This window comes from Micromonospora tulbaghiae, from assembly GCF_900091605.1.
GTDB lineage: Bacteria > Actinomycetota > Actinomycetes > Mycobacteriales > Micromonosporaceae > Micromonospora > Micromonospora tulbaghiae.
In genome coordinates, this window is record NZ_FMCQ01000004.1 from 254,015 (window position 1) to 269,622 (window position 15,608).

The window sequence follows — 15,608 nt, forward strand, 5'->3', positions numbered from 1 at the left end:
CGTGCGTGACGGCCTGCGTGGGCTGACCACCCGCGGCCGCTCCTTCCTGGCGGCCGCGGTGGCCGCGGCGATCTCCGCCGGCATCCTGGGCGAGAAGGACCTGCTCCGGGTGGCGGTCCTGCTCGCCGTGCTGCCGCTGCTGGCCGCCGCGTACGTCGGGCGCAGCCGGTACAAGCTGGCCTGCAACCGGTCGCTGGAGCCGCACCGGGTGCCGGTCGGCGCCAGCTCCCGGGTGGTGCTGCGGCTGCAGAACCTGTCCCGGCTGCCCACCGGCACGCTGCTGCTGGAGGACCGCCTGCCGTACGCGCTGGGCAGCCGGCCCCGGGTGGTGCTGGAGCGGCTCGGCGCGCACCAGGCCAGCTCCGTGGCGTACACGGTCCGCGCGGACGTGCGCGGCCGCTACGAGGTGGGGCCGCTGGTGATCCGGCTGACCGACCCGTTCGGCCTGTGCGAGCTGACCCGGTCGTTCCCCAGCACCGACCACCTCACGGTGATCCCGCAGGTCACCCCGCTGCCCGCGGTGCGGCTGCCGGGTGAGTACGCCGGCAGCGGCGACAGCCGGGCCCGCTCGGTGGCGGTGCACGGCGAGGACGACGCCGCCACCCGGGAGTACCGGATGGGCGACGACCTGCGCCGGGTGCACTGGAAGTCAACCGCCCGCACCGGCGAGCTGATGGTGCGCCGCGAGGAGCAGCCGTGGGAGAGCCGGGCCACGGTGGTGCTCGACACCCGCGCCGCCGGGCACCGGGGCGAGGGCCCGACGGCGAGCTTCGAGTGGGCGGTCTCGGCCGCCGCCAGCATCGCCGTGCACCTGCGCGAGGCCGGCTACAAGCTGCGGCTGGTCACCGGCAACGGGGCCGACGTCGGGGCCACCGAGGCCGGCGGCGAGGGACTGCTGCTCGACCAGCTCGCCGACGTGCACCTGGACCGGCGCGGCGAGATCACCACGCTGGTGCAGCAGATCCGGCAGCGCGCCGACGGCGGTCTGATCATCGCGCTGCTCGGCACGCTCGGCACCGCCGAGGCGGAGTTGCTGGCCGGGCTGCGCGGCAACGGCGCCACCTGTGTGGCGTTCCTGCTCGACAGCAACACCTGGCTCAACCTCCCGCCGAACGCCCGGATCGAGGCGGAGCGGGCGCACGGCGCCGCCGCGCTCGCGCTGCTGCAGAGCGGCTGGCGGGTCATCGGGGTGGAGCACGGCACCCGACTGCCGATGCTGTGGCCGCAGGCCGGGCGGGGCTCGCAGGGCTTCGCGCTGCGAGCCGCCATGGCCGAGACGGTGGCCGGCGGACGGCGATGACCGGAAGGATGGTCCTGTGACCCCGCACCGCAACATCGGGTTCGTCGCCGCGGCGGCGACGCTGCTGGCGGCGGCCCCACTGTCGGCGATCTTCGAACGCTGGACCTGGCTGATCCAGGCCGCCGTCGTGGTCGCCGTGGTGGCCGGCTCGGCCGCGTTGAGCCGCCTGGGCCGGATGCCGCTGTGGGGGCAGGTGCTGGCCATGCTGGCCGGGCTGACCCTGGGCCTGACGTGGGTCTTCCCCGGCGGCACCGAACTGCTCGCGTTCGTGCCGACCCCGGCCACGTTCGGGCACTTCGGCGACCTGCTCCAGACGTCGTTGCAGGACATGCGCTCGTACGGCGTGAAGGTGCCGGACGTCGACTCGCTGCTGTTCCTCGCGGTGCTCGGCATCGGCGCGGTCGCCGTGGTGGTGGACGTGCTCGCGGTCGGGTTGCGCCGGCCTGCGCTGGCCGGCCTGCCGATGCTGGCCATCTACTCGGTGCCGGTCGCGGTGTACGTGGACAGCGTTCCGGCCACCCCGTTCGTGGTGGGCGCCGCCGGTTACCTCTGGCTGCTGGTCACCGACAACGTCGACCGGGTACGCCGGTTCGGCCGCCGGTTCACCGGCGAGGGGCGCGACGTGGACGTCTGGGAGGCGTCCCCGCTGGCCGCGGCGGGACGGCGGCTCGCAGTGGTCGGCGTGATCGTGGCGGTGGCGCTGCCGCTGGCCGTGCCCGGGATGACCGGCGGGCTGCTGAACAACGTCGGCGCCGGGCCCGGCGAGGGCAACGGGCGGCCGGGCCAGGGCGGCAGCTCCGGCAGGGTCGACCTGTTCGCGGCGCTCAGCGGTCAGCTCAACCAGAGCGAGGTGATCGATCTGGTCAAGGTCAGCACCAACGAGACGACCCCGTTCTACCTGCGCCTGGGCGTGGTCGACGACCTGCGGCCCAGCGGCTTCCAGGCACGTGTGCCCACCGGGCGGCCGATCACCCGCCCGCTGCCCGACCCGGGGGAACGCGCCCCGCGCGGCGTCGACCAGCAGCGCTACCGCGCCACCGTCGAGGTGACGAGGAACCTGAACATGCCGTTGATGCCGGTCTACGCCGAGCCGGTCAAGACCGACGACCTCAACGGCAACTGGCTGTACGACCCGAACCAGCAGGTCGTCTTCTCCAACCGGGACAACGCCCGCGGTAAGAGCTACTCCTTCGACTACGTCCGGTCCACCTTCAGCCCGGCGGCGCTGCGCGCGGCCCCGTCGCTGCCCTCGGACAGCCCGGTGATGCGGCAGCAGACCGAGCGGCCGTCCGTACCGGCCGTCGAGGAACTGGTCGCGGAGCTGGTCAAGGGCAAGTCGAACGACTACGACAAGGTCCGGGCGATCTACGACTACTTCTCCGTGGAGAACGGCTTCACCTACTCGCTGTCCACCCGCAACGGCAGCAGCGGGGAGGACATCACCGACTTCCTCGCCACCAAGGTCGGCTACTGCCAGCAGTACGCCGCGGCGATGGCGTGGCTGGTCCGCGCCGCGGGCATCCCGGCCCGGGTCGCCGTCGGGTTCACCAACGGCAGCAGGGCCGACAGCGGCACGTACGTGCTGACCAACCGCAACCTGCACGCCTGGACCGAGGTCAACTTCAGCGGGATCGGCTGGGTGCCGTTCGACGCCACCCCGGCGGCGGCCGTGGCGGGCTCGGTCCGCTCGGCCTGGGCGCCGGACATCGACGCCCCCGAGGAGGCCACCCCCTCGACCGGCAGCACCAGCGCTCCCGACGCGGCCGGCCCGTCGGCCGGGCCGAACGAGGCGGACCGGCTCGACAAGGACACCGACCAGGGCCTCACGCTCAACCAGGGCGGGCCCGCCGAGGAGAGCCCGGTCTGGCCGTGGTGGCTGGCCGGTGCGCTGGCGCTGCTGGCGCTGCTCGCCGTACCGGCCCTGCGCCGCTCCGCCCTGCGCCGCCGCCGGCGCGTCCGGGCGGTCACGCCCGCGGCCACCGCGTTGCCGGTGCCGGGCCAGCGCGGCGAGACACGGCAGGTCGTCGTCGGCGTGGACGCCGAGGCGGCCCGCGCCGACGCGCACGCCGCCTGGGACGAGCTGCTCGACACGCTCGTCGACTTCCACGTCCGGGTGGACCGCACGGAAACCCCACGGGCCACCGCCGAGCGGCTTGCCCGGGAGGCGCTCGCCGAGAGGGGAGACGCCGCGACCGGGGTACGCCTGCTCGGCCGCGCCGAGGAGCGAGCCCGCTACGCCCGTGACCCGCTGACCGACGCGGAGTTGCAGCCGGCGCTGCGCATGGTCCGGGGCGCGTTGGCGGCGGGCGCGGACCGCCGTACCCGGCTGCTGGCCGCGCTGCTGCCCCCGTCGGTGCTGCAGCGCTGGCGCACCGGTCTGGCCGAGCGGTCGGCACGGGTGGTGACCACGAGCGGTGAGGTCCGGCAGCGGATGACGCGCTGGAGCCCTCGCCGCCTCCTGGCCGGCCGCCCCGCCCGCTGACCCCATCCCCGCCCGCCCGTCCGCCTGCCCTTCCGCCCCCGGGCCTCCCGCCCTCTCATCGTTGATCAAGGAGTTTGTGTCCAGTTCCAGCCCCGCTGACGACACAAACTCCTTGATCACCGCTTCTGGGCCGCCGCCCCGCCCGGATGCACGCGAGATCTTGGTACGAAATGGCCCCCATAGGGGCGCTTTCGTACCAAGATCTACGGCGGCGCCCGGGATATGGGCGGCGAATCCCGCCTCTCGGGCGGCGCGTGATTGAGGGGACGGACGGGCTGGGCAGCCCGCCGCGGCGGTGGCGGTGGCGGTGGCGGTGGCGGTGGCGGTGAGCACGTTGTTCGCCCAGTCCGGGGTGATCCGCGATCTTGCAGTCTGTGCCCGGGTGAACGGGACATTCGGGGCACAGCTTGGGCCGAAAGTGCAAGATCGCGTGGAAGACATCGGGGCGCGGCGCGGGCCGGGAGTGCAAGATCGCGTGGGAGCGGGCCGTTGGGCTACGGCAGGTGGCCGGGCAGGTGGCGTCACGTCGAGGCGGGGAAGCTCTACGGTGACAGCCCGGGCGGGGTGCGAGCGGGGCGCGCATCAACGTGCTGACGGAGGCGCGGCGGTGTCCACGGGAGGCGGACCGCGAGGTGGTGCCGCCGCGGCGGGGCGGTGAACTCGATTTCGGGCACGACTGAGCGAGCGCCCTCGCCCGCGTGTGCCCACGGCGAACCGGCAGCCGGTCGCCCCGGCGGCGCTTGCCGACCTGTCACGGAGGCGCCGCCGGTTTCCCGCCCCGGTTCAGGGGCGGGACGCGGTCAGCGGTGGCCCTCCGGGCGCTGCCGCCAGCGGTCCTCCATCCGGTCGAGGAAGGAACCCCGGCGGCCACCACCACTGCGGCCACGGGGACGACGCCGGCTCGTTGTGCCGCCGACCACGTGCAGGTCGGGCGACTGGGATCGGCGGTGCGACTGCACCGCGTAGCCCAACGAGGCCAGCATGACGACGAAACCCGCCACGGCCACCGGGGGAATCTTGATCACGGCACCGTAGATCAACAGGGCCAGACCAGCGACGACCACGCCGGCAGCGACGAGCACGCGACGCCGCGCGTGGAAACGCGGGTCGCTGGCGCGCACGGCCGAGGCGAACTTGGGGTCCTCGGCAAGCGACCGCTCGATCTGCTCGAACAGCCGCTGCTCGTGCTCCGAGAGCGGCACGGCACTCCTCCCCGGTCACGTTGGTCGGCCCGGTCGGGCCGACAGACCGTGGCAGCCAACCGGCTGCTTACCCGCAAGTCTACGAGGGCCCCCGCGCGTCGGAAAGCGGGACGACCTACGGCCGGGTGGGTTTTTCGACTTGTCGTGTATCACGACGGCCGAGAAGACTGGCCGGACCTATGACGGACCGCCCGAATCGGGCAGCCGCGGCGTCGGCCGCCGCCTCCGCCTCGCGCCAGCCGCGCTCGGGCGCACCCAGGGTGAGCTGCTGCGGGGTCTCCCCCGCGGGGGCGAGACCTTCCATCCGGACACCGACGAGCCGGACCGGCTCGCCCGGGGCCAGCGCACCCCACAGCGCCCAGGCCGTGTCGAACATCTCCCGGGCGGTGTCGGTGGGCACGGCGAGCGTACGGGAGCGGCTGATCGTCCGGAAGTCGGCGAAGCGGACCTTCAGCGACACGGTACGGCCCACCTGTCCGGCCGCCCGCAGCCGAGCGCCGGCCTTGTCGGCGAGCGCGAGCAGGGACCGCCGGATCTCGTCCGGGTCGCTCACATCGGTGTCGAACGTGACCTCCGCGCCGATCGACTTCTCCACCTGCTCGGGCGTGACCCCGCGCGGGTCACGCCCCCGGGCCAGCTCGTGCAGGTGGGTGGCGGACGCCTCGCCCACGGCCCGGCGCAGCAGGCCGGCCGGCGCCTCGGCGAGGTCGCGCACGGTACGCAGGCCGAGGCGGCGCAGCGCGTCCGCGGAACGCTCCCCCACGCCCCACAGGGCGGACACCGGCAGCGGGTGCAGGAAGTCCAGCACCTGCGCGGCCGGGACCACGAGCAGGCCGTCGGGTTTGGCCCGGGTGGAGCCGAGCTTGGCCACGAACTTGCTCGGCCCCACGCCCACGGAACAGGTCAGTTGCTGTTCCTCGGCGACCCGGCGGCGGATCAGCGCGGCGATGTCGGCGGGCCGGCCGAACAGCCGGCGGGCGCCCGCCACGTCGAGGAACGCCTCGTCCAGCGAGAGCGGCTCGACCAGCGGGGTGACGTCCCGGAAGATCCGCATGACCGCCCGTGACGCCTCGGTGTAGGCGGCGAAGTCGGGCGGGAGGTAGACCGCGCCGGGGCAGAGCGCCCGGGCGCGGGCGGTGGGCATCGCGCTACGGACGCCGTACCGCCGGGCCTCGTAGCTGGCGGAGCTGACCACGCCGCGCGGCCCGACGCCGCCCACCACCACCGGCCGGCCGCGCAGCTCGGGTCGGCGGCGCACCTCCACCGAGGCGTAGAACGCATCCATGTCGACGTGCAGGATGGTGCAGCCGGTGTCGTCGGCGTCCGGCCCGAAGCGCGGGTCACCGCCCCGGGGCAACGACTGGCTACGGCCCATGTCAGCAGGCTAGCCCGCCGGTCCGACAACCCCACCGCCCAGGCCCACGGCGACGCCCACCGGCCCCGGACGAGACCCAGGCCGGCAGCCACCGCCCGCCGGCCGCGGACGAGGCGGGCCAACCAGGGCCCCAGCGCGGAGGCGCGGACGAAGCGGGGTCAGCCCCGGACCACCAGCAGCGGGACCGTCATCTCGGCGGCGGTGTCCGCGCCGTGGTACGCCACCAGCCGCGACGCCATCGGCGGCTCGGAGCGGGTGGCCACCACCGCGTACGTGTCCCGGCAGACCGCCACCACGTCGCCGATCCGGGTCAGGTGCGCCTCGGGCACCGGCCCGAACCAGCCGGTCGCCACCGCCTCGGCCCGGGTCAGCACGTGCGCGGCCGGGCCCAGCACCGCGGTCCAGGCGGCCGTCACGTCGGCCTCGGCGCCCGGCTCGACGTGCAGGTAGCGGACGCGGGGCTCGCCGGCGACCACCCGTACCCCGGCCCGCAGGCGGGGGTCGGCGTCCAGGTCGATCCGGTGCGCGGCGGGCACGTCGAGCTGGCCGTGGTCGGCGGTGACCAGCAGCGCGGCGGCCGGCGGCAGGCCGTCGACGAGCCGGGCCAGCAGCGTGTCCACGTCGGCGGCAGCGGTCCGCCAGGGAGCGGAGTCCACGCCGCTGAGGTGCCCGTGCCGGTCCAGGTCGGGGTGGTAGCCGGAGACGAGTGCGGGCCCGTCCCCGGCGGCCAGCGCCGCCAGCATCCGGGCGGCGAGCGCGTCGACGCCTGCCGCGCCCCGGTAGTCGCCGCCCCGGTTGGCGGCGAGCGTCAGGCCGCTGCCGGCGAACTCGGGACGGCTGACCACTGTCACAGCGACCCCGGCGGCGCGCGCCCGCTGGTACCAGGTGGGCACCGGCTGCCAGCTCGCCGGGTCCGGGTCGCCGGCCCAGTCGACGTGGTTGAGCACCCGGTCGGTGCCGGGCACCCGGACCGTGAAGCCGAGCACGCCGTGCGCGCCGGACGGGGTGCCGGTGCCGAGGCTGACCAGGCTGGTCGGCGTGGTGGACGGGAAGCCGGTGGTGAGCGGCCGGCCGACGGTGGCGGCCAGGCCGGCGAGCGTCGGGGCGTACGGGGCGGCGGTGGGGATCTGGTACCAGCCGAGGCCGTCGACGAGCAGCACCGCGATCCGGCGTACCCCGGCCAGGCGTGGGGCCAGGCCGAGCCGGTCGGCCGCGCCCGGTACGCCGAGCAGCGCCAGCGCGCTCGGCAGCACGTCGGTCAGGCCGCCGCCGTCGTAGCGCGGCGCCACCCGGTCCAGCGGGCCGGGAGCCGGATCGGGGGCCGGGCCGGTCATGCCGGGCGGCGGGCGAACAGGTGCAGCTGGGCGGCGAGATCGCGGTACGGGGACCGGGCCGCGAGCGCGCGCTCCAGTTCCACCAGGGCGGCCTGCTGCCCGTCGGCGACCGCGGCCGGGAGCAGGTCGGCGAGCACCCGTACCCCGTGGATCTCCTCCACGACGAGGCCGGCGGCGGTGAGCAGCGCGCTCGCGTCGGTGGTGTCGTAGCGGCGGCGCAGCGTGTCCCGGCCGCCGGTGGTGCCGCGCGGGTCGGCGGCGAGCGCGGCGGCGGCGTCCAGTTGCCCGTTCATCGCCCGGCCGAACACGGCGGCGGCCCGGCCGGCGACGAGCACGCTCGCGGCCCCACCCGGGCGCAACGCGGTGACCAGCGCGGACATCACCGGTTCCGGGTCGTCGACCACTTCGAGGACGGAGTGGCAGAGCACCAGGTCCACGGTGGCCGGTTCGACGAGTCCGGTGAGCGCGTCGGCGTCGCCCTGCGTCGCGCGTACCCGATCGGCGACCCCGGCCTCGGCGGCCCGGCGGGTCAGCGCGGCGAGCGCGTCGGGGCTGGCGTCGACCACCGTGACCCGGTGACCGGCCTCGGCGAGCGGGACGGCGAAGCCGCCGGTCCCGCCGCCGACGTCGAGCACGGAGAGTCGTTCGCCGGCCCGCCGGTCCAGCTCGGCCCGGACCACCGACCAGATGACGGCGGTGCGGGGGGTGAGGGTTCGGATCTGATCCACGCGCCGAGCCTAGTCACCCCCCGGCCCGGGTTCAGGACTCGCCGCCGCCGGCGGGGTCGTCCTCGGCGCGGGAGCGCTGGTTGTTGGCCACCGGGCCGTCGGTCACCTGGTATTCCCGCGGCTCGGCCTCGTGGGTGGGCGCCCAGTCGGCGCCGAGGCGGGTCCGTCGGGCGTTGGCCACGCCACCGGCGTACGTGCGGTGAAAGGTCATCTGTTCATCCCCCATACCCCGGGTGGGCCACTCTGCCCACCCGCGTCGGGAGTCTCCCGCCTCCGGCTCACGGAAACCGTAATGTGGATCACTCCATCAACGGAAATCCCTGGATGCCGGTGTGACGGGGGGCTCGATCGCGTCCAGCCGGTCCGCGGTGAGGTTCGTGACGCCCTCGTGCCGCTGCAGCCGGCCCCGCACCACAAGTGCTCCGCTGGTGCGGGCGATTCGACGGTATCTCTGCCACAAGCCCGGGGAGCAAGTGACATTGAGCATCCCGGTCTCGTCCTCCAGGTTGAGGAACGTGACGCCGCCCGCGGTCGCCGGGCGCTGCCGGTGGGTGACGATCCCGCCGACCCGGATCCGCTGCCCGGGCGGCACCTGGCCGAGGCGGGCGATCGGCACCGCGCCCAGTTCGTCGAGCCGGTCCCGGATGAACCGGGCCGGGTGGCTCTCCGGGGACAGGCCGGTGGCCCAGACGTCGGCGACCAGGCGGTCCACCGCGGCCATGCCGGGCAGGGTGGGCGGGTCCGCGCCGGTCACCGTGCCGGGCAGCCGGCCGGGCCGGTCCTGGGCCGCCGCGCCGGCGGCCCAGAGGGCCTGCCGCCGGGTCAGCCCGAAACAGGCGAAGGCGTCCGCGGTGGCCAGCGCCTCCAGCTGCGCGGCGGTGAGACCGACGCGGCGGGCCAGGTCCGGCATGTCCCGGTACGGCCCGTGCGCGGTCCGCTCCGCCTCGATCCGCTCGGCCACGTCCTCGCCGAGGGTACGGACGCTGCCCAGCCCGAGCCGTACCGCCGGGCCGCCCAGCCCCCAGGCGTGCGGCGGCTCGCCCGGCACGCTGCCCCACCGGGTCTGCGGCGTGGACTCCAGCACCGCCTTGGCGCCGCTGGCGTTGATGTCCGGCCGGCGTACCTCGACGCCGTGCCGGCGGGCGTCGTCGGCGAGCGTCTGCGGCGAGTAGAAGCCCATCGGCTGGGCGTTGAGCAGCGCGGCCAGGAACGGGCCCGGGTGGTAGCGCTTGAGCCACGAGCTGGCGTACACCAGGTAGGCGAAGCTCATCGCGTGGCTCTCCGGGAAGCCGTAGCTGGCGAACGCGGTGAGCTTGCGGTAGACGTCGTCGGCCAGCTCACCGGTGATGCCCCGCTCGGCCATCCCGGCGTAGAGCCGGTCGGCGATCTGCGCCATCCGCTCCACCGAGCGTTTCGCCCCCATGGCCCGGCGCAGCTGGTCGGCGCCGGCCGCGTCGAACCCGGCCAGGTCGATGGCGAGCTGCATGAGCTGCTCCTGGAACAGCGGTACGCCGAGCGTCTTCTCCAGCGCGTTGCGCATCAGCGGGTGCGCGTACGTGACCGGCTCCTGGCCGTTCTTGCGCCGGATGTACGGATGCACCGAGCCGCCCTGGATCGGGCCGGGCCGGATCAGCGCCACCTCCACCACCAGGTCGTAGAACTCCCGCGGCTTGAGCCGGGGCAGCGTGGCCATCTGGGCGCGGCTCTCCACCTGGAACACGCCCACCGAGTCGGCCCGGCAGAGCATGTCGTAGACCTCGGGGTCGTCCAGGTCCATGTCGCCCAGGTCGAGGCGGGAGCCGATCAGGTCGTAGCCGTAGTGCAGCGCCGAGAGCATGCCGAGGCCGAGCAGGTCGAACTTGACCAGGCCGACGGCGGCGCAGTCGTCCTTGTCCCACTGGAGCACGCTGCGGCCGGGCATCCGGCCCCACTCCACCGGGCACACCTCGATCACCGGCCGGTCGCAGATCACCATGCCGCCGGAGTGGATGCCCAGGTGCCGGGGGAACGTCTGCAACTCGTTGGCGTACGCGACCACCTGCTCCGGGATGTCCGCCACGTCGACCGCGGCGACCGAACCCCACCTGTCGATCTGCTTGCTCCAGGCGTCCTGCTGGCCGGGTGAGAAGCCGAACGCCTTGGCGACGTCCCGCACCGCCGACCGGGGCCGGTACGAGATGACGTTGGCGACCTGGGCGGTGTGCTCCCGGCCGTAGCGGGCGTAGACGTGCTGGATCACCTCCTCCCGGCGGTCGGACTCGATGTCCACGTCGATGTCGGGCGGCCCGTCGCGTTCCGGGGCGAGGAAGCGCTCGAACAGCAGCCGGTGCCGGACCGCGTCCACGTTCGTGATGCGCAGCGCGTAGCAGACCGCCGAGTTGGCCGCCGAGCCCCGGCCCTGGCAGTAGATGTCCTGCGCGCGGCAGAACGCGACGATGTCGTAGACCACCAGGAAGTAGCCGGGGAAACCGAGGTCTTCGATCATCCGCAGCTCGTGTTCCAGCTGCGCGTACGCCTCCGGGTGCGCCTCGGGCGGGCCGTAGCGCTCGCGGGCGCCGTCCATGGTCAGCCGGCGCAGCCAGCTCATCTCGGTGTGCCCGGGCGGCACCGGGTACACCGGCAGCTTCGGCGCCACGAGCTGAAGGTCGAAGGCGAGTTCCGCCCCGTACTCCGCGGCCCGCGCCACCGCGCCCGGGTACGCGGCGAACCGCGCCGCCATCTCCGCGCCGCTGCGCAGGTGGGCGGTGGCCGCGGCGGGCAGCCAGCCGTCGATCTCGTCGAGGCTGCGCCGGGCCCGCACCGCCGCGACGGTGGTGGCCAGCCGCCTCCGGCCCGGGGTGGCGTAGTGCACGTTGTTGCTGGCCACCGTGGGCAGCCCGGCCGCGGCGGCCAGCTCGGCGAGCGCGTCGTTGCGGTCGGCGTCGACCGGATGGCCGTGGTCGGTCAGCTCCACCGCCACCGTCTCCGCGCCGAACAGCGCGGTGAGCCGGTCCAGCTCGCGGGCCGCCGCGTCGACGCCCTCGGTGAGCAGCGCCGCCGGCACGTGCCCCTTGCGGCAGCCGGTGAGCACCAGAACATGGTCGCGCAGCTCGTCGGCGATCTCCTCCAGCTCGCCGTAGACCGGGCGGCCCTTCTCCCCGCCGCGCAGCTGGGCGCGGGAGATGGTGGCGGCCAGGCGCGCGTACCCCTCGTGGCCGTGCGCGAGCACCAGCAGGTGCCGGCCGAGCGGGTCGGGTTCGCCGTTCTGCGGGCCGGGCAGCCCGAGGGACAGCTCCGCGCCGAAGATCGTCGGCAGCCGCAGCGCGCGGGCCGCCTCGGCGAAGCGCACCACGCCGTAGAAGCCGTCGTGGTCGGTGACGGCGAGCGCGGTGAGCCCCAGCCGGGCCGCCTCCTCGGCCAGCTCCTCCGGGTGGCTGGCCCCGTCGAGGAAGCTGAAGTTGGAGTGCGCGTGCAGCTCCGCGTAGGGCACCACGCCGTCCGGGCGGGCCAGCTCCGGCGGCCGGTACTCCTGGCGTTTGCGGCTCCAGGCCGGTGAGTCGCCGCCGTCGGCGTCGACCGCGAGCGGGTCGACCACGTGCGGCTCCACCACGTGCAGGTGCCGCTCACCCTTGGCCCGCCCGGAGAGCACCTGCTCCAGCTTGGACCACGGCATCTTCGGGTTGTGGAAGCTCACCCGCGCCCGCCACCCGACAGCCCGAGATCTTGGTACGAGACGGCCCCTGGAGGAGCGCTTTCGTACCAAGATCTTCCCCGGCGTTCAGTCATAGATCGCCTCCACCAGCCACTGCCCGCCCTCGACCGCGAGCAGCAGGGCGGCGCCGTCGGCCAGGCACACCTGGAACCGGGCCCGGCGGCGCGCCTCGGCCGGCGCCCACCACCGCTCGTCCACCGGCCACGGGCCGGCCCACCCGGTGATCTCGGCCGGGCGGCCGTCGCCGACGGTGAGCCGGGCCGGCGCCGCGCTGACCGCCAGCCGGGCGCTCACCACGACCGGCTCCCCCGCGGCGTCACGCACGTCGGCCGGCAACGGGGCGGGCAGCACCACGGCCGGCGACGGTGGCGGGATCCGCCCCGGCCACGGCGGCTCGGCCACCGCCCGGCCCCGGCCGGCCCGCCGCCCGGCACGCACACCCGGAGCCGGTACGACGACAGAGGCGGACGCGGCACCCGGAGCGGCCCAGACGACCGGGACGAGCGACACGGCCGGAGACGACGGCCCTGCCGGGACCGGAGGCGCTACGGCGGGTGGCGGGCCGGGACGGGCGGGCACCCGCTCGTCGCCCCACGGCACCAGGCGCACCTGGTCGGCCGGGGAACGCCCGCCACCGAGCACCGCGGTGACCACCGCCTCGGGGCCGAGGATGCCCTGTACCCGGCTCAGCGCGCGGTGTGCCCGCTCCCGCTCCTCGCCGGTCTCCCCCCACAGCCCGGGTTGCAGGCCCGCCTGGGCGAGCACTCCGTCGGGCACCAGTCGCAGCCGGACGATCCCGGCGGTGGGCCGGGCCGGACGCGTCCCGCCCCGGCCGTTGCTGCCGGAGAGCCAGCCGTCGAGCTGCCAGCGAACCCGGTCGGCGATGGCCGCCGCGGTGAGCAGGCCGTCGTGCCGCCAGACCCGGTGCAGCTCCTGGCCGTGCGCGGTGACCGCCTCGATGCCGAGGCGGGTGCAGGCCAGCCCGTACCCGGCCAGCCGCTCGTGCAGCCGCTCGGCGAGCGTCCGGGCGGCGAACGCGGCGGCGTCGACCCGGTCGATCGGCTCGTCGTGGTCGGCGGTGACGGTGAGGTCGGCGGGCGGCTGCCGGACCGCCAGCGGGCGGTCGTCCCGGCCGCCGGCGAGCCGGTGCGCCAGCGCCCCGTCGAAACCGAACCGGGCCAGCACGTCCCCGGCCGGCAGCGCCGCGAACTCGCCGAGGGTACGGACGCCGAGCCGGCGCAGCAGGTCGGCCAGGGCGGGCCGGCCGAGCGCCTCGACCGGCCGGGCGGCCAGGAACTCGCGGGTGCCGCCGGGGGCCACGATCCGGCCCTCCCGGGCGGCCAGCCCGGCCGCGAACACCCCGTCGGCGATGCCGACCTGGCTCTCCACCGCGCAGCTCTGCGCGACGTGCTCCACGATCCGCTCGGCCGCCGCCTCCTCGCCGCCGAGGTAGCGGCTCGGCCCCCGGGCCGGCGTGGCGCAGGCGCCGGGCCGGATCACCTCGACGCCGGCGACCACCTCCTCCACGGCGGCCACCACCGGCTCGAACGCGCGCACGTCCCGGCCGGGGTCGTGGTCGACCACCGTGAGGTGCGGGCAGCGCCCCTGCGCCTCGCGGCGGCGCAGCCCGCGCCGGATCCCCTCGGCGCGGGCCCGCTCGGAGCAGGCGATCACCCGGTTGGCGTGCAGCACCACGACCGGGTCGGTGGCGGGCACCCCGTCGACGATCTCGGCGGCGAGGACCGGCCAGTCCGGGCACCAGAGCAGCAGCGTCCGCTGCGGTACGCCGCTCACGCCGGACCGGCCGCGGCGAGCGTACGGGCGGGAGGGGCGACCACACGCAACCGGCGCGACGGCGCGGCGGACGGGGCGCCGAGCCCGGCCGGGCGGGGGATCACCCGGGTCAGCTCGTCGCCGGGCAGCCACACCTTGATCTCCTTGGGACGGGCGGCGGCACCCCGGCCCCGGGCCGAGACGGTCACCTCGCGGCGGCGCAGCCGCCCGCGACCGGGGCCGAGCCCCTGCCAGACGCCCCGGACCACCTGGAGCGTGACGTCCGCGCCGTCCCACCTGCCGTACGGGACGAGCACGCTTCCGCGCTGCCGGGCGCGGGCGGCCAGCCGGGTGGCGACCGACGCGGAGACGGTGGCCGGCACGGCGGTGACCACCACGTCGACCCCGTCGATGAGCGCGGCGACCACTGTGGGCCACTCCGGCCCGGGGTCGGGCACCAGGGCCAGCCGGTCCAGGGCGATGCCCGCCTCGGCCGCCGCACCGGCCCCGAAGGTGGGTACGCCGACCACGGCGCACCACGAGCCGGCCCGGGACGCCTCGGCGAGCAGCGCGAGGATCAGCGAGGTGGCGCCGCTGCGGCGGGGCTGGCCGGCGCCGACCGCGACGGTGCTGCCGCGCCGCAGGCCGCGGTTGGGCAGCAGCCCGGTCAGCTCGGCCCGGACGGGAAGCACCCGGTGGCCGCCGGCCGGGTCGGGCGCGCTCGCCGGCCGGACCAGATCGGCCAGGGCGGCGGAACCGACCACCATGCGGCCCGCCATCGGACCAACCCCCCGTCGTGTTTCGCCACGGGCCTCACCCGTGGATGGTGCTGTGGATCGTGTCGTGCGCGGCACGCGTGTGCCGTGGGTGCGGCGCCCGGCCACCCGGGGTCCCGCCGGTGGTGGCCGGGCGCCACGAATCAGGCGGCGGCTGCTCCCGGCGGGGGCGGGGAATCGGAGGCGCCGAGCCGCAGCGGGCGGGGCAGGCCGTCGAGCGCCGGCTGGTGTGCCAGGCCGAGCGCGGTCTCCACCACCGTCACGAACTCCTCAGCGGCGCGCAGCAGGTCGTCGGCCTCCCGGGCGGTGACCACGCGGGGGATGCCGGCCTCGGCGGCGGCCCGCTTGCTCGCGCCGGCGGCGAAGTAGGCGGCCCACTCGTCCAGCTCGGGGGCGACGGTGGCGAGCAGCACCCAGACGCTGGTGATCCGGTGCCGGCGGGTGGGTGCGGGACGGGCCCGGGCGGCGAGCACGGCGGCGGCGGCGCGCAGCGCCGCGAGGTGGGCGGCGGCGTACCGGAGGCCGTCGGGACGGGTGCGGGCGGCCTCGGCCAGCCCGTCGCGGGCCACCGCGAGCAACTGGGCGGGGGTGCGGTGCGGCAGCACGTGCGCGGGCACCGTGGGCGCCTGGGCCGGACTGGTCGGCATGGGTCTCTCCTCCGCGTGTGGCCGGGGCGGGCGGTCGCGCGACGGGGAGCGTCGCCCGGTCGCCCGGAGCGGTCGGTGCGGAGGAAGACGCACCCTTTCAGGTGGCGGCCGGCCGGATGTGGACGCTTCCCCACACCCACACCCGGCCGGCGTGCCGGCGGGTCCGTCGCCCGCCGCCCGGGGGTCGTGGGCGGCGGGCGACGACCTGCCTGACGGGCCCGGACTCGCGACTGTCCGAGACCCGGTGCGGCCCGCGGTGCCGCACCTCCCGGAAGCCGGTGCCGCGAAACACCGCTTCCG

The 15,608-nt window shown here is 75.9% G+C and carries 10 protein-coding genes and 2 pseudogenes; 2 read left to right on the forward strand and 10 right to left on the reverse strand.

Annotated elements, in window-relative coordinates:
• Position 1 precedes the first annotated feature (1 nt).
• Both GA0070562_RS13910 and GA0070562_RS13915 read left to right on the forward strand, forming a co-directional pair.
• A complete protein-coding gene (locus GA0070562_RS13910) occupies positions 2-1,300 on the forward strand; it encodes a DUF58 domain-containing protein (RefSeq protein ID WP_091420820.1) in 1,299 nt (432 codons plus the stop codon).
• Positions 1,301-1,316: 16 nt separating this feature from the next.
• On the forward strand, positions 1,317-3,782 hold the full coding sequence (locus GA0070562_RS13915) for a transglutaminase TgpA family protein (RefSeq protein WP_091420823.1): 2,466 nt from the start codon (positions 1,317-1,319) through the stop codon (positions 3,780-3,782).
• Between the two features lie 800 nt (positions 3,783-4,582).
• On the opposite strand, the gene GA0070562_RS13920 is transcribed toward GA0070562_RS13915, so the two are convergent.
• The 10 genes and pseudogenes from GA0070562_RS13920 to GA0070562_RS13960 form a co-directional block, all read right to left on the reverse strand.
• Positions 4,583-4,984, reverse strand: coding sequence for a DUF3040 domain-containing protein (locus GA0070562_RS13920; protein ID WP_091420827.1), 402 nt, complete (start codon positions 4,982-4,984; stop codon positions 4,583-4,585).
• A 115-nt stretch (positions 4,985-5,099) separates the two neighbouring features.
• Positions 5,100-6,359 carry a DNA polymerase IV gene (locus GA0070562_RS13925; RefSeq protein ID WP_091420830.1) on the reverse strand — a complete coding sequence of 420 codons (1,260 nt, stop codon included), beginning with the start codon at positions 6,357-6,359 and terminating at the stop codon, positions 5,100-5,102.
• 158 nt (positions 6,360-6,517) lie between these two features.
• Positions 6,518-7,693, reverse strand: coding sequence for an alkaline phosphatase family protein (locus GA0070562_RS13930; RefSeq protein WP_091420832.1), 1,176 nt, complete (start codon positions 7,691-7,693; stop codon positions 6,518-6,520).
• A complete protein-coding gene (locus tag GA0070562_RS13935; protein ID WP_091420835.1) occupies positions 7,690-8,421 on the reverse strand; it encodes a methyltransferase domain-containing protein in 732 nt (243 codons plus the stop codon). The genes GA0070562_RS13930 and GA0070562_RS13935 overlap by 4 nt, the downstream gene beginning before the upstream one ends.
• 31 nt (positions 8,422-8,452) lie before the next feature.
• Entirely contained in the window at positions 8,453-8,632 is a 180-nt protein-coding gene (locus GA0070562_RS13940) for a hypothetical protein (protein ID WP_091420839.1), read from the reverse strand.
• 96 nt (positions 8,633-8,728) lie between these two features.
• Positions 8,729-12,094, reverse strand: a complete 3,366-nt coding sequence (locus GA0070562_RS13945; protein WP_091420842.1) for an error-prone DNA polymerase — start codon at positions 12,092-12,094, stop codon at positions 8,729-8,731.
• Between the two features lie 84 nt (positions 12,095-12,178).
• Positions 12,179-12,508: pseudogene (locus GA0070562_RS31025) on the reverse strand (DNA polymerase Y family protein); the annotation flags it as partial.
• Positions 12,509-12,637: 129 nt separating this feature from the next.
• Positions 12,638-13,906, reverse strand: a pseudogene (locus GA0070562_RS13950) (DNA polymerase Y family protein); the annotation flags it as partial.
• Entirely contained in the window at positions 13,903-14,664 is a 762-nt protein-coding gene (locus tag GA0070562_RS13955) for a hypothetical protein (RefSeq protein ID WP_091420848.1), read from the reverse strand. The gene GA0070562_RS13955 and the pseudogene GA0070562_RS13950, both read right to left, overlap by 4 nt.
• Positions 14,665-14,804: 140 nt before the next feature.
• Positions 14,805-15,308 carry an SAV_6107 family HEPN domain-containing protein gene (locus GA0070562_RS13960; RefSeq protein ID WP_091420851.1) on the reverse strand — a complete coding sequence of 168 codons (504 nt, stop codon included), beginning with the start codon at positions 15,306-15,308 and terminating at the stop codon, positions 14,805-14,807.
• Between the last annotated feature and the right edge of the window lie 300 nt (positions 15,309-15,608).